The organism is Devosia sp. Leaf64, from assembly GCF_001421945.1.
GTDB lineage: Bacteria > Pseudomonadota > Alphaproteobacteria > Rhizobiales > Devosiaceae > Devosia.
The window spans coordinates 434,670-448,049 of sequence record NZ_LMLO01000024.1 but is presented as its reverse complement, the minus strand read 5'-3'; the positions used below and the strand labels follow the sequence as shown (position 1 = coordinate 448,049).

15 protein-coding genes and 1 other RNA gene are annotated in these 13,380 nt (G+C 61.0%); 3 read left to right on the top strand and 13 right to left on the bottom strand.

From position 1 onward, the window contains the following. Positions 1–155 precede the first annotated feature (155 nt). The 9 genes from ASE94_RS19845 to katG form a co-directional block, all read right to left on the bottom strand. The gene (locus ASE94_RS19845) at positions 156–338 is read right to left on the bottom strand and encodes a hypothetical protein (RefSeq protein WP_062631751.1); all 183 of its coding nucleotides are present in this window, start codon (positions 336–338) and stop codon (positions 156–158) included. A gap of 191 nt (positions 339–529) precedes the next feature. Next, positions 530–685 (bottom strand): hypothetical protein, encoded by a 156-nt coding sequence (locus tag ASE94_RS21085; RefSeq protein ID WP_156352236.1) that lies wholly within the window; start codon positions 683–685, stop codon positions 530–532. 187 nt (positions 686–872) lie between these two features. Beyond that, positions 873–1,256, bottom strand: an RNA gene (gene rnpB / locus ASE94_RS19840) — RNase P RNA component class A. Between the two features lie 45 nt (positions 1,257–1,301). After that, positions 1,302–2,048, bottom strand: coding sequence for a DnaJ family molecular chaperone (locus tag ASE94_RS19835; protein WP_061910957.1), 747 nt, complete (start codon positions 2,046–2,048; stop codon positions 1,302–1,304). A gap of 114 nt (positions 2,049–2,162) precedes the next feature. Beyond that, positions 2,163–2,987: a hypothetical protein gene (locus ASE94_RS19830; protein WP_062631750.1), complete on the bottom strand. Its 825-nt coding sequence runs from the start codon at positions 2,985–2,987 to the stop codon at positions 2,163–2,165. Between the two features lie 123 nt (positions 2,988–3,110). Then, positions 3,111–4,007, bottom strand: a complete 897-nt coding sequence (metF, locus tag ASE94_RS19825; protein ID WP_062631749.1) for a methylenetetrahydrofolate reductase [NAD(P)H] — start codon at positions 4,005–4,007, stop codon at positions 3,111–3,113. Positions 4,008–4,011: 4 nt separating this feature from the next. Next, positions 4,012–4,962, bottom strand: a complete 951-nt coding sequence (locus ASE94_RS19820; RefSeq protein WP_211200319.1) for a metalloregulator ArsR/SmtB family transcription factor — start codon at positions 4,960–4,962, stop codon at positions 4,012–4,014. A 72-nt stretch (positions 4,963–5,034) separates the two neighbouring features. Then, a complete protein-coding gene (locus ASE94_RS19815; protein ID WP_062631748.1) occupies positions 5,035–6,165 on the bottom strand; it encodes a DUF2336 domain-containing protein in 1,131 nt (376 codons plus the stop codon). 153 nt (positions 6,166–6,318) lie between these two features. After that, positions 6,319–8,544, bottom strand: a complete 2,226-nt coding sequence (katG, locus tag ASE94_RS19810) for a catalase/peroxidase HPI (RefSeq protein WP_062631747.1) — start codon at positions 8,542–8,544, stop codon at positions 6,319–6,321. A 93-nt stretch (positions 8,545–8,637) separates the two neighbouring features. Here katG and ASE94_RS19805 point away from each other — a divergent pair, with 93 nt between their 5' ends. Then, a complete protein-coding gene (locus tag ASE94_RS19805) occupies positions 8,638–9,552 on the top strand; it encodes a hydrogen peroxide-inducible genes activator (protein WP_062631746.1) in 915 nt (304 codons plus the stop codon). A 75-nt stretch (positions 9,553–9,627) separates the two neighbouring features. Then, the gene (locus ASE94_RS19800; protein WP_061910945.1) at positions 9,628–10,137 is read left to right on the top strand and encodes a nuclear transport factor 2 family protein; all 510 of its coding nucleotides are present in this window, start codon (positions 9,628–9,630) and stop codon (positions 10,135–10,137) included. A gap of 5 nt (positions 10,138–10,142) precedes the next feature. Here the strand turns inward: ASE94_RS19800 and rarD are convergent, their stop codons facing one another. Further along, positions 10,143–11,093, bottom strand: a complete 951-nt coding sequence (gene rarD / locus ASE94_RS19795) for an EamA family transporter RarD (protein ID WP_082461339.1) — start codon at positions 11,091–11,093, stop codon at positions 10,143–10,145. A gap of 185 nt (positions 11,094–11,278) precedes the next feature. On the opposite strand from rarD, the gene ASE94_RS19790 reads away from it, so the two are divergent. Continuing rightward, positions 11,279–11,728, top strand: coding sequence for a host attachment protein (locus tag ASE94_RS19790; RefSeq protein ID WP_062631745.1), 450 nt, complete (start codon positions 11,279–11,281; stop codon positions 11,726–11,728). Positions 11,729–11,795: 67 nt separating this feature from the next. On the opposite strand, the gene ASE94_RS19785 is transcribed toward ASE94_RS19790, so the two are convergent. From ASE94_RS19785 to ASE94_RS19775, 3 genes are read right to left on the bottom strand one after another with little or no spacing between them, the layout of a single operon-like run. Then, positions 11,796–12,656: an alpha/beta hydrolase gene (locus tag ASE94_RS19785; protein ID WP_061910940.1), complete on the bottom strand. Its 861-nt coding sequence runs from the start codon at positions 12,654–12,656 to the stop codon at positions 11,796–11,798. Next, on the bottom strand, positions 12,656–12,979 hold the full coding sequence (locus ASE94_RS19780; protein ID WP_062631744.1) for a hypothetical protein: 324 nt from the start codon (positions 12,977–12,979) through the stop codon (positions 12,656–12,658). Before ASE94_RS19780 ends, ASE94_RS19785 begins: the two co-directional genes overlap by 1 nt. Beyond that, positions 12,976–13,314, bottom strand: coding sequence for a hypothetical protein (locus tag ASE94_RS19775; protein WP_062631743.1), 339 nt, complete (start codon positions 13,312–13,314; stop codon positions 12,976–12,978). Before ASE94_RS19775 ends, ASE94_RS19780 begins: the two co-directional genes overlap by 4 nt. Positions 13,315–13,380: the final 66 nt, after the last annotated feature.

Here is a 13,380-nt window from a genome sequence, read left to right as displayed (position 1 = left end):
TGTGCCGCCGGATATGCGGCGGAAACCAAAGGCATCGCCATAAAGCGATGATCCGTCATGTGCAAGAGTAAGGCCTGCCGCACCCTGCCCTGCACACAACGAAAAGCCCCCAGACTTTCGTCGAGGGGCTTCCAAGGATGAGACGTCGAACGACCTTAGACGACGTTGATGATCCTCACGGGTTCAGCGCCCGTCGTAGGCGATAGACTCTCGGTGGCGCAAAGCGATACGTCCTTGAAATAACAATTGCTCGGGTCCGACACCGACGCAGCAAAGCTCGGCGCGGCAACAGAGGCACCGAAGGCAACGGCGATCAGAGTGGCGAGAACGATTTTCATAGTTGTTAGACCCGTGTTTGACTTAAAGCCACACCTAGGGCCGTCAATTTTCTAAAACCTTACCGGCAATAGAAAAATTGTCCGAGACGGCCCAGATCAAGTGGTCATGGTAAACCAAAGATCGAGCCGCCAGCGGACAGTTTCGGGCAATTGCCCGAAGCATAGATCACGTCAGCCGAAGCTGTGAGGACTTACGAGTTGTAGTCGGTGGTCGGCGAGAGCGATTCAGTGACGCAGAGCGACTTGTCCTTGAACACGCAGTTCGGGCCGGAGGTGGCGGCGAAGGACGGGGTGGCAACGCCGGCAACGACGAGCGAAGCGATTGCGAGAGCGATGATCTTCTTCATTTGGAGGTCTCCGTTGGTGTGTTGTTCACGAGACAGAGAATGCGCCGCCAGCATTGCATGAACATTGCATGACAGAGAAAAAGATCATTAAAATCATGAACTTACGGTAATACGCTGCAATCTTCGCGCAATGTAGATTAAGCCCGGTTCAGCCCCGAGGCGAAACTGTGGCATGTATGGAAGAGGCAACGCCAGTTGACCTATAAGCCGGGTTCTGTAGGGCCGCGTTGCCGCGACGTGGTGACCATTCATCTGAGGCGCCTGTTGCCAGGCCACTCGTGCAACCAACCCGGATGACATGGCCTCAAAACCGGCTGGGGCTAGCCCCGCGTCATCCCTATTTGGTCTTGCTCCCGGTGGGGTTTACCGTGCGGCCCCTGTCGCCAGCGGCCCGGTGCGCTCTTACCGCACCCTTTCACCCTTACCCCGGCATGCCGGGGCGGTTTGCTTTCTGTGGCACTTTCCCTGGGGTCGCCCCCGGCGGCCGTTAGCCGTCACCGTGTTTCGAAGGAGCCCGGACTTTCCTCCAGCATGAAGTTACCCTCATGCCAGCGGCCACCCGGTCAACTGGCGCGCCGATGTAGAGGGGCGCCCTGCTCCGCGTCAAGCGCGAAGATCAGGCAATCAGCGGCTGGGGCTTTGGCTTGGTGATCGCCTGATAGGCAAGGTTGATTGCGGCCATGCGCGCTGTCGCAACATCGATCAGCTCGCCGGGTACGCCCTTGGCGATAAGCCGATCGGGGTGGTGCTCGGCCACGAGCAGGCGATAAACCCGGCGCACCTCTTCGGGCGGCGCATCATGCGACAGGCCGAGCACGATATAGGGATCGACGCCCTCTTCCAGCATGACGTGCTGGGACGCAATCTGCTCGAACCTTACTTCGTCGAAGCCAAAGATCGAACTCACAGAGCGCAGGTAATCGAGCTCGGCCTCATGCACGAGCCCATCAGCCGTCGCGATAAAAAAAAGGCCATCAAGCACGTGCTCGAGTGTTTCCGGAGAATCCGAGAAAAACCGGGCCACCTTTCGGGCGTAGGATTCGTAGCCCGAGACATCTTGCTTGGCGAGATTGAACAGCCGTTCGACCTGCGGCTCCTGGCCCTTGGTGATCTCGACGGTCGCGTTGAACGCGCGCACCTCGGATGCTGTCACGGCACCATCGGCAACCGCCATCTTGGCCGAGAGCGCGATCAAGGCCAGAGTGAAGGCCGCATCACGGCCGCCCGGCAGCCAAGTGTCCGGATCAAGAATATTGGCGATGTGACCGACAACGCCGGTGCGCTGCGAAAACGAGCCGAGGAAGCTCGCCAGCTTGTGCCAGATATCCCGATTTTCTTCCGCTTTGCGTACGCAGCACAGCATGGGTCTGCCTTTTGTTGTCGCCGAGTCCGCCTCGGCGACGAGCGCGAATATTAAACCCAAGCAGATTGCCGGTCCATTGCGGCGATTGCATGCAAGCTGACCGGCTAAGACAGATCAGTACGGGAGATAGATAACGTCGTCCTCATAACGACCAACCGGCCGATCGCCCTGCGGCACTTGATCGAGCCAGACGCCGTTCGAATCGTATCCATATGCAGGAACAGGGGCGGGCGGCACGTTCTGCTGCACGGTATAATTGGCGGTGCTGCGACGATTGCGGTTGGCTAGAAAATCCGAGAGGGGGCCGGACTCCCAAGTGTTGAGATCATCCGCGGTGACAAAGTCATTCTGCGTCTGCTGTGCCTGAGGCAGGCTCGCTGGCGGCAAATTTGCCGGCACGGTCGGCTGATCGATGATCAGCGGCTGATTGGAGGCCAAAGGCACCGTAACAGGGCGCGGACGCATCGAAAGCGGCATCGGCATTGGTGCGGTCTTGGCGGGCAAGGCTGCAACCTGCTGATCTGGCGTCGTGATCGTCGGGCGGGCCGGAGTCGCAGTCGGCGTCGATGCCTGGGCCGGCTGGCTCGGCTGCTGGGTCGCAGGCGCCACTGCAGCAGGTTTTGCTGGCGTTGCGGCAACCGGCTTCGCAGGCGATGCAGGCGCGTCGCCGCCAGTGATATAGCTCGGCAGTGGCTTGCCCGATTGCAGCATGCCGCCGACAGGATCGGCATTGGCAACAGACTGCGGTTTCGTCGTCGACGTCGCGGCGGGCTTGGCCACATTGGCCACCGGCGCTTCGGCCTCGGCATCAACGACGGCAACGCTCGGCCTGCCGGAATTGCCAAATGATCCCGTGAGATAATCGGCGGTCGGAACGCCAATAACAAGCAGGGCACCGGCCCAGGCGAGGCCATTGGTCAGGCGGCGATCCAGTTTCATAAGTCTCTACGGCTCCGAATTCCGTCGCGATTTGCTCGCCGTTCAAGGCGAACTTGGTGGCCATTTTATGAACCACTGCATCACAACATATTGCCCGACTTAAGGTGAACGCCGTCTGAACGATCAGTCTGGACGGCGGCCGAGGAGCCGAGCGAGCGCCAGAACCAGGTTGGAACGGTTTAGCGTATAGAAATGAAATTCCGTGACGCCTTCGTCCAAAAGCTCGGTCACCTGCTCGGCCGCGACGGCCGCCGCGACCAGCGCGTGGGTCTCCGGATCATCGTTGAGCCCTTCGAACCGCTCGGCCAGCCAATCAGGGATGGATGCCCCGCACCGGGCCGCGAAACCCGAGATCTGCTTGAAGGAATGGATCGGCTGGATACCCGGCACGATCGGCGCCGTGATGCCTGCCTTACGGGCCCGTTCGACAAACCGAAGGTAATCGGAATTGCGGAAGAACATCTGCGTAATGGCGCGATCGGCACCGTTGTCGATCTTGCGCTTGAGATTGTCGATATCGGCTTCCCAATTGGGGCTTTGCGGGTGCTTTTCGGGATAGGCGGCGACGGAAATGTCGAAATCGCCGAGCTTCTTGATCCCAGCGACGAGATCGGCCGCGTTCTGATAGCCATCGGGATGCGGCACGAAGGGCTGGCCGACGCCCTCTGGAGGATCGCCACGCAGCGCCACGATGCGCTTGACACCGACCTCCTGAAAGCCGCGGATGACCTCGTTGATTTCATCGCGCGTTGCGCCAACGCAGGTGAGATGCGCTGCGGCAGGCACGCCGGCATCCGTCGTGATGCGCCGCACCATGCGCAGCGTGCGCTCGCGCGTCGAGCCGCCTGCCCCATAGGTCACCGAGACGAAGCGCGGCTTGAGCGGGGCAAGCTTGCCGATCGATTCCCAGAACTTTTCTTCCATCGCATCGGTCTTGGGCGGGAAGAACTCGAATGAAATCTGCAGGTCCGGACGCTGGTCGGCGGTCTGGCGGCTGGCTCGGCTTTCGTCGGCAATCATGGCTCTATTCCGTTTTCTCGCGGTCCTGGAGGTGCCAGAGGCACACGGTCAGGCCGTCCTTTTTGTTTTTGCTGGGAAACTCGCGGACCGATCGAACCTCTAATCCCGTGGTTTCGGCCCAGCCCGTCATCTGCTCGCGCGAGAGGCCAAGGCGGCGATGGGCGTGTTCGGTGCGCAAAAATTCGAGATCATGGGGCGCGAAGTCGACGATAAGGATTTCGCCGCCCGGCGTCAGCATGCGTCGCGCCTGAGCCAGCATGCGGCCCGGATCATCGAAATAATGCAGGACCTGATGGATGACCACGACGTCGGCAAGACCGACGGATGGATCGAGCGAGCCAATATCGCCCAAGCGCACCTGAGCATGTGCGAGCCCTGCGGCGGCTAGGCGCGAGCGGGCGACAGCGAGCATTTCCCGGCTCGAATCAACGCCGATGGCGCGCTTATAGGCCGGTGCCAGCAGTTCCAGCATGCGCCCGGTGCCGGTGCCGAGATCGAGCAGCAGATCGACCACCCGCCCGGCCATGGCCTCGAGCAAGGCGGCTTCCACCGCTTCTTCGGGCACGTGGAGTGTTTTTAACAGATCCCAGCTATCAGCGACCTTGGCAAAGTACGCGGTTGCCAGTGCCTGTTGGTCAGCTAAAGCCACCGCCTGCCGGTTGCGATCGCGGCTATAGGCGGGGTCCGTCGGGTCGATTCGGGCAACGAGCCAACGCGCCAGTTCCGCGCCGTCGCCGTGGGGTGCGAGGCCATAATAGGCCCAGGCGCCTTCCGCATGGCGCTGCACCAGCCCGGCATCGGCCAGAAGCTTGAGGTGACGGGAAACGCGGGGCTGCGACTGGTCGAGAATTTCCGTCAGGTCCTTGACGGAATGGTCGCCATCGGCGAGCAAGGAGAGAAGCCGCAAACGCGTGCTCTCCCCCGCAGCCTTCAAGATATTGACCAGACTAGACACGCCAGACGAACTCCGGATGATATAAAGATATCTTTATATCCGGTTCGTGCGGCGGGTCCAGCAGATTTTGTGCTAGGCGGACAGTGCTTGCGGCTCGGGTGCGGCATTCCGACGGCGGAAACCATGCGTGCGCCAAAGTTCGAATATGTTGCGCGCTTCAGCCTCGTCGAGCACCTTGAACCGGCTCGCCATCATCGCCTCGTGCTCGGGCGTGGGCAGATCACGCCAAGGCAGCGTGGGGGTCAAGGCGGTAAAGAGCTCGGCAGTAAAGCCGGCAGATCGCAGCGCTACGGTGATAGCGGCATAATCCTGGCTCGCGAGCCATTTGACGACGATCTCGGGCTGCACCCGCAGCAAAACCGAGATGGATGCCGCAACGTGGTGACCATAACCAAAGCGGGCAAACCGGGCCAAAGCCCGATCATCGAGCTGCCGGCGTTCGCTGAGGGCGCGCACCTGATTATAGGCCTGCTTCCACTCCTGCGAATTGAAGCCGGCGCGATTGCGCATGCGCTTATAGACAACGGCATTGATCTTGTCGGCGGTGACCGGATCGAAGTGACCCTCGGATTCGGCCAGCGTTTCAAGGACCTTGTCCGCAGCACTCTCGATCTCGCCACGCAGCGATTTCCAATCGATGTCCGAGCGGTTGCGCAAATCCTCGGCCAGGTCCGCGTGGTCGGCCGCGAGCGCCACCAGCTTCTCGAGCGTTGCGCGTCCGAGTTCAGCCTTGGCGTTGCGGACAAGCTGCAGCACCGACTCGGTTTCGCCGTGCTCGACGATGGCGGCCCCTACCCGCTCGGCCACGACTGCGCGACCGGCTATAGCGGCGCGGTGTGCCTCGGATTGATTCTGGATGATGTCGATGAGATCATCATCGCAGAGCACGTTGGAGAATTCGAGCAGCGGCCTTGCGACCTCGATGTCGTCATTGGCAAGCTTCAAGACCACCGTCGACGGCGCGCGCTTGAGCGGGGCGAGAACGCGCGCGACATGGGCACGCGCTTCAAGTTCGACCAGTTCGGCGAGAAGACAGAGCGCCTCGTCATATTGGGCAAGCTGCTGGTCATCGCAGCGGTCGGAAACGTAGCTGAACAGCCGCGCCATATTGCGGAACAGCTTGTCGCGCTCCGACTTGCCGTTTTCGCCGTTCAGCCTGCGAATGTTCGCGACGGCACGGTGCCCTTCCTCGAATCCACTCATTCTCTTCTCCGGGAGGGAAATACGATGAGTAGAAACGATGCCGCCAAATCTCCTTGGGATGGCTGAAAGGCAAGTCCGGCAATTAATTCAAATTACCGGAAGCTGAATCAAAACGCCCCGGACCAAGCCGGGGCGTCGAAGATTTTCAGAGGCTTAGCGGAGGTCAAACCGATCCGCGTTCATCACCTTGACCCAGGCCGTGACGAAATCCTTGGTGAACTTCGGTGCCGAGTCAGCCTGAGCATAGACCTCGGCAAACGCGCGCAACTGGGAGTGCGAGCCGAAGATCAGATCGACGCGCGTGCCGGTCCATTTCTGGGTGCCGGTGGCGCGGTCGTGGCCGGTGTAAACGCCCTCCTCGCCCGCCTTCGGCTGCCAGACGGTGTCCATCCCGAGGAGATTGAGGAAGAAGTCGTTGCTCAACACTTCCGGACGATCGGTGAGGACGCCATGATCGTTCACGCCAACCTTAAGGACGCGGAGGCCGCCAAGGAGAACCGTCAACTGTGGGCCGGTGAGGCGGAGAAGTTGCGCCTTGTCGACCAGCGCTTCCTCCTGCTGCATGAAGCAGCGGGCCTTGTTGTAGTAGTTGCGGAAGCCATCGGCCCGCGGCTGCAGCGCCTGGAACGAAAGGACGTCCGTCTGCTCTTCCGAGGCATCCATGCGACCCGGCGTGAACGGCACGGAAATATCCTGGCCACCCGCACGCGCCGCCTTTTCGATGCCGACGCCGCCAGCGAGGACGATCAGATCGGCCAGCGAGATCTTTTTGCCGCCCGACTGAGCCGCGTTGAAATCGCCCTGCACGCCTTCGAGCTTGGCAAGAACCTTGGCGAGCTGGGCCGGCTGGTTGACCTCCCAATCCTTTTGCGGCGCAAGGCGAATGCGCGCGCCATTGGCACCGCCGCGCTTGTCCGAACCGCGGAACGTGGCAGCGGAGGCCCAGGCTGTACCGACAAGTTCCGACACGGAAAGACCGGTGTCGAGGATCTTGGTCTTCAGCACAGCGATGTCGGCGTCATCCACCAGTGGGTGATCGACGGCCGGGATAACGTCCTGCCAGATCAGGTCTTCTGCCGGCACTTCGGGGCCGAGATAGCGGACCTTGGGGCCCATATCGCGGTGGGTCAGCTTGAACCAGGCGCGGGCAAAGGCATCGGCGAACTCAGCCGGATTTTCGAGGAAGCGGCGCGAGATCTTTTCGTAGATCGGGTCGAAGCGAAGCGACAGATCGGTCGTCAGCATCGTGGGGCGATGCTTCTTCGCGGGATCGAACGCATCGGGGATAACGGCATCGTCAGTCTTGGCGATCCACTGCTTGGCGCCTGCGGGGCTGGCCGAGAGTTCCCACTCATACTTGAAGAGGTTCTCGAAGAAGAAGTTGCTCCACTGAACTGGCGTCTGCGTCCAGGTGACTTCGAGACCCGAGGTGATCGCGTCCTTGCCGATGCCTGTGCCGTGCTTGCTTTTCCAGCCAAGGCCCTGGTCTTCGAGGTCTGCGCCTTCGGGCTCAGCGGCAACGAGCGACGGATCACCCGCGCCATGGGTCTTGCCGAACGTATGACCGCCGGCAATCAGCGCCACGGTTTCTTCGTCGTTCATCGCCATGCGAGAGAAGGTTTCGCGAATGTCGCGCGCTGCCGAAATCGGGTCGGCATTGCCGGCCGGGCCTTCGGGATTGACGTAGATAAGGCCCATCTGCACCGCGCCCAGCGGCTCTTCGAGCTGGCGCTCACCTGAATAACGGGAATCGCCGAGCCAGGTGCCTTCCGGACCCCAATAGAGTTCTTCTGGTTCCCACACGTCGGCACGGCCACCGGCGAAACCAAAGGTCTTGAAACCCATGGATTCAAGGGCAACGTTGCCGGTCAGGATCATCAGGTCGGCCCAGGAAATCCGGTTGCCGTATTTCTGCTTGATCGGCCAGACGAGGCGGCGCGCCTTGTCGAGGCTGGCATTGTCCGGCCAGGAATTGAGCGGGGCAAACCGCTGCTGGCCCATGCCGGCGCCGCCACGGCCGTCGGTGATGCGATAGGTGCCGGCGCTGTGCCAGGCCATGCGGACGAAAAGGCCACCATAGTGCCCGAAGTCGGCCGGCCACCAATCCTTGGAATCGGTCATCAGCGCGGTGAGGTCGGCCTTCACTGCCGCGAGGTCGAGTTTCTTGAATTCTTCGGCATAGTCGAAGTCCGGACCCATCGGGTTCGACAGGTCCGAATTGTTGTGGAGCATGCCGATATCGAGCGAGGTCGGCCACCAGTCGCGGTTGCGATGGCCACGACCCTCGCCGCCCCGGCCCTTGCCGCCATTACCACCATGATCGACTGGGCACTTGCCGCCTGACGCGTCGGCGGGAGAATTGGAAAAAGTGTCGTCCATGAGGGGGCTCCTATGCTGCTGACCGGGTTATAAGCAGGTGACAACCATTCGGCCAATCGATAATTCTTTCTCCACCGATAGGAAAAAGTAATCGTGACGATTACGCTCAAGCAGATGAAATACGCGCTGGCTGTGGCACGGACAGGGCATTTCGGGCAGGCCGCCGAGGAATGCGCCGTCTCCCAACCGGCCCTCTCGCAACAGATCCTGTCGCTCGAAACGCTTTGCGGGACACAGCTTTTCGATCGGTTGAAATCAGGCATCCGCCTGACCCCGTTTGGGTGCGATTTCATCGAACGCGCCAAACCTGCGGTAGCTGCTGCAGAAGCGCTCGATGACTTCGCCTTGCGCCGCGGAGGGCGGCTTGATCGGCCGATCCGCTTCGGGCTCATTCCCACGGTTGCGCCCTATCTGCTGCCGGAGATTTTTCCGGCGCTGACCGAAGCCCTGCCGCAGATCAAATTCACCGTCAGCGAGAGCCGCACTGAAGCCATGCTCGAAAGCGTGCAGAGCGGCGCGCTGGACCTGGCGCTGATCGCCTCCCTGCCCCCGCCGGGCGGACCCAAGCTGACGCTCTTTCCCCTGTTCGAAGATGCATTCGTTTTGGCGACATCGCAGTCGGAAATGCCAGATGGGCCCGTTTCGCTCGAGGCTCTCGAGCCTGGGCGTATTCTACTGCTCGACGAGGGTCACTGCTTTCGCGACCAGACTATTTCGGCCTGCCGCCTTGAAGGGGGGCGCTCGACCCGCACTTTCGCCGCGACATCGCTCTCGACGATCGTCGAATTCGTCGCCAATGGTCAGGGCGTGACGCTGCTGCCCCAGACTGCGCTGCGCAAGGAAGCCAGCGACCCGCGCATTGCGGTCCACCGGCTCGACGACCCGCAGGCCGGGCGGCAACTGGCTCTGGTTTGGCGCGAGGCAACCCCGCTGACGGACACATTTGAGCAGATCGGCCGGGTGATCCGCGCGGCACGCACGCACCCTCAGGTTCCTATTAGCCGGTAAAGTGCCTCCTTAACGAAGCGCCTCGTCATATCTAATTCTCTGCGTGGGTCGACCAATGCCGACACGGAGAGAACGATGAATTTGAAAACCAGCATGATGGCCATTGCCCTGGCCGTCACGAGCATCACCGGCGTAACCGCACTCCATGCTCAGGAAGCAGTGGTGGAAGCCGCCGACAAGGATGCGCTCTTTACGAGCACCGATCCGCAGCTCAACGCCAACAAGCAGGTGGTCTACGATATCTTCCGCGTGCTGCTCGAAGCCAACAATTGGGACAAGGCCGGCGATCTGCTCACCGAACGCTATATCCAGCACAATCCCAATGCCGCTTCCGGCCTCGATGGCGTCGTCAAATTCTTCACCGAGACGCTGAAGGTTCAGCCGACTGCGGTCGAGGACAAGATCAAGTCACCGGTCGTCTTCGTGACGGCCGAGGGCGATCTCGTGACCGTCGGCACAGTGCGCACCGAGGACGATCCAGCAAATCCGGGCCAGAAATACACCACAACCTGGTACGACACCTGGCGCATCGTCGACGGCAAGGCCGACGAGCACTGGGATTCGGCAACCAAGATGGCGTTCTAAGACCGCTAAGCGGCGGCGCGGTTGGCACCGCGCTGCCGGAAACTGTCATAGGAAAAGACCGCCAGGGACAGCCAGATCAGCCCGAAGCTGACAAGGCGCGTGCCGTTGAGATGCTCGCCAAACAGCATGACCGCCACCAAAAACTGGATCGACGGCGCGAGATACTGGAACATGCCGATGGTCGTTAGACGCAGGCGGCGCACCCCATAAGCAAAGAGCAAGAGCGGCACAGCGGTCGCCGGACCCGTCAGCACCAGCAGCGTCATCATGGTCGGATCGGCATGCGGTCCCAAACCCTTGGTCGCGATATCGAACGCCACATAGGCCAGTGCAAACGGCGCGGCGACCATGGTCTCGGCGAAAAGCCCGGACGTCGGACCCGATGGCGCGGTCTTGCGGAAGAAGCCGTAAAACCCAAAGGTCAGCGCGAGGCTGACGGCGATGAACGGAAATTTCCCGAGCCCAACCGCTTGGATGCCGATCGCCACCACAGCAATTGCGATCGCGATTGTCTGCAACCGGTTCTGCCGCTCGCCGAGAAAGATCATGCCGATGGCGACATTGACCAACGGATTGATGAAGTAGCCAAAACTTGCTTCTAGCACCTGCCCGGTCTCGACCGCCCAAACATAGAGCAACCAATTGGCGACAAGGAGCGCTGTCGAAAGCGCGATGATCCGCAGCGTCTTCCAGTTGGTCAGAAGCTGGCGCACTTCTCTAAATCCCGCACCTACCGCAAGAATGATCCCAAGCAGCACCAGCGAAAACAGCGTGCGCTCCGCAACGATCAGCACGGACCCGACGGAATCGAGCGCGCGGAAGAGGATCGGCAGGAAACCCCAGAAGAGGTAAGCAGCCAGGGCGGCGAGGACGCCATTACGGGTCTGGATGGGATCTGCAACCAAAGGCGCGGCCGTAGTTGCGGCGACTTCGGGAGCCTGTTCAGGCAAGGTCATGGAAGGACTCCGCCCCACTTGGGCGCCAGGCACACCTAGCAGCCAAATAACTGAGCCGCCAATCATAGTTTGTGATCGCAGCAACCGCCTTTGCTGATCGGAGGCGCCAACCTTTTGCCGTTTGGCTGCGTTTGGTGAGTGGTCCGTGCAATGCGGATCACACCAGATACTTGCAGGAGCAGCAGATGAAAAAGACCGTCACCTGGATCTTGATCGCCGATGGCACCCAGGCCCGCGTCCTCGAACACCATGGACCAGGCAAGGGCCTGACGACCATCAAGGGGCTCGATTGGTCCATCGAACCGCTCCAGAGCCAGGACATCGATAGCGACAAGCCGGGCCGCGGCCATTCGTCGGGCGGCTCTGCCCGTTCCTCCATGGAGCCCAAGACCGATCCGGCTCAGCACCGCGAAGCCGAATTCGTGCGCTCCGTTGCGGCCGTGCTGGATAAAAAGGCCCTCGAAGGCGCCTACGACCGCCTCGTCGTCGCCGCAGCACCGATCGCACTCGGTAATTTCCGCAAGGTGATGTCGGACCATGTGAAGAAAACGATCGTCGCCGAACTGGACAAGGACCTGACCAACATCCCGACCCCGGGCATCGATAAACATCTCGACGGCATCATCGCCGTCTGACGCAAAAGGCCGGAGTAAAACTCCGGCCTTTTCTTTATCTTTCAATCTGTTGGCTGCATGGGCGGATTCATTCCGGCAGCGGCTCCTCGCCCTCTTCATCCACATCGAATTCGCCTTCATCGCCCGCCAACGCATCGAGAAACTCCTCGAGCATGCGGTTGATCATGGCGGGCTGTTCGATGCTCGGAATGTGCGCAGCGCCTTCGAGAACGGCCGCGAACGAATTGGGCATGGTTTCGGACAAATGCTCATGCCGCTCGATCAGTGCGGTGAAATCCTCATCGCCGACGATCAGCATGGTTGGCGCTGTGATTTCCTGAACGCGCGGCCAGGCCTCCGGCTCGCGCGCGATCTGGGTCAGTTCGGGCTTTGCCAGCGCCTTGGCGTTCATATCGAGAAAGAGCTTCCGCGCCTCCCCGCCGACACGGCCGCTCTGTGCGCGCGGCCCGTCGAGCCACTCATGCGCCTGCACCTTGTTCATGAACTCTAGATCGCCCCGCTCCCAGGCGTCCTCTTCCACCATCTCGATGGCGCGCTCTTCCTCGGTGGCGCTCCATGGTGCGCCGGTGACCGATGTGCCGATCAAGACGAGGCCGATGACGCGGCCGGGATGGCGCAGGGCAAAATCTATGGCGAGGCCACCGCCGAGCGAACAGCCGACAAAAATGGCGGCGTGAATGTCGAAGGCGTCTAGAAGAGCTTCGAGATCGTCGACATGGCTAAAGGGCTCGTCGGGGCTGGTGCTGTCGCCATAGCCGCGCCGATCATAGGCAATCGCGTGCCAGCCACTCTCGGCGGCCACACGCATCTGTTCGTGCCACATGCGATTGTCGCAAACGCCGGCGTGAAGAAAAACCACCGGCAGGCCATCACCAAGCTCGACGCCGGTCAGTTCGGCGCCATCGATCTCAATACTGAATTCGTCCATTACCACGCACAGATTTGGGTTTCGGTCGCATCGCTCACCCAGCAGGCTGGATCTTCTTCGGAGCGAAAATAAGTCCCCGGCAGCGAAACACTGCGACCACCCGGCGCAAAGACAGCACCGGCATAGGCCTGACCATCCTCGATGAACACCTCGAAGGTGGGCTTGCCATCGGCGGAAATGCGGAAACTGCCTGCATCATCGGTGGCTTCGAAGTCGCAATCATATTCGCCATCATCGGTGGTGAAACAGCGCGCGTCTTTGGCGAAAGCACCCGTCGCCCCAGCGACAAGAACCACGAGGACGCAGGCAATCCGGCCGATCATTCCGACACCGCGGCGCAGAATTTCGTCTCGTCCTTCTGGGACTGCCAGCAACCAGCCTCATTGGCGAGCGGCGCAAATTCGCCAAGCTCCTCTGGCCGTTGACCCGGAGAGGCATCGGCGGCGATCAGATAGCCAAGGCCTTCGTTCTCGCTTACGGCTGCAAAGGCAAATGTCTGCCCATCGGGAAGGCCAAAGGTCAGGCCGCTACCGTCGGTTTCGACGTCGCAATCGAAGGTGCCAAAGCCGGTGAGCGAACATTGGCCGGTGGCCGCGAGTGACGGTGACGCGAGGGCAAGGCCAAGTGCAAGCGCCACCCCCGTCAAATAGATGTTCATGCATTCCCCCAGAACGCCGGATCTTCAAGGCCCGTTGAGCCTTAACTGTCGAGCTTATGGCAGAAA

Bases quoted from the DNA above. Each gene is read 5' to 3' on its own strand.
- rarD (WP_082461339.1), bottom strand. From the start codon at position 11,093: ATGACCTTGCCTGAACAGGCTCCCGAAGTCGCCGCAACTACGGCCGCG.
- ASE94_RS21085 (WP_156352236.1), bottom strand. From the start codon at position 685: ATGAAGAAGATCATCGCTCTCGCAATCGCTTCGCTCGTCGTTGCCGGC.
- metF (WP_062631749.1), bottom strand. From the start codon at position 4,007: ATGATTGCCGACGAAAGCCGAGCCAGCCGCCAGACCGCCGACCAGCGT.
- ASE94_RS19790 (WP_062631745.1), top strand. From the start codon at position 11,279: ATGAAAAAGACCGTCACCTGGATCTTGATCGCCGATGGCACCCAGGCC.
- ASE94_RS19815 (WP_062631748.1), bottom strand. From the start codon at position 6,165: ATGAGTGGATTCGAGGAAGGGCACCGTGCCGTCGCGAACATTCGCAGG.
- ASE94_RS19800 (WP_061910945.1), top strand. From the start codon at position 9,628: ATGAATTTGAAAACCAGCATGATGGCCATTGCCCTGGCCGTCACGAGC.
- ASE94_RS19775 (WP_062631743.1), bottom strand. From the start codon at position 13,314: ATGAACATCTATTTGACGGGGGTGGCGCTTGCACTTGGCCTTGCCCTC.
- ASE94_RS19830 (WP_062631750.1), bottom strand. From the start codon at position 2,987: ATGAAACTGGATCGCCGCCTGACCAATGGCCTCGCCTGGGCCGGTGCC.
- katG (WP_062631747.1), bottom strand. From the start codon at position 8,544: ATGGACGACACTTTTTCCAATTCTCCCGCCGACGCGTCAGGCGGCAAG.
- ASE94_RS19780 (WP_062631744.1), bottom strand. From the start codon at position 12,979: ATGATCGGCCGGATTGCCTGCGTCCTCGTGGTTCTTGTCGCTGGGGCG.
- ASE94_RS19845 (WP_062631751.1), bottom strand. From the start codon at position 338: ATGAAAATCGTTCTCGCCACTCTGATCGCCGTTGCCTTCGGTGCCTCT.
- ASE94_RS19785 (WP_061910940.1), bottom strand. From the start codon at position 12,656: ATGGACGAATTCAGTATTGAGATCGATGGCGCCGAACTGACCGGCGTC.
- ASE94_RS19835 (WP_061910957.1), bottom strand. From the start codon at position 2,048: ATGCTGTGCTGCGTACGCAAAGCGGAAGAAAATCGGGATATCTGGCAC.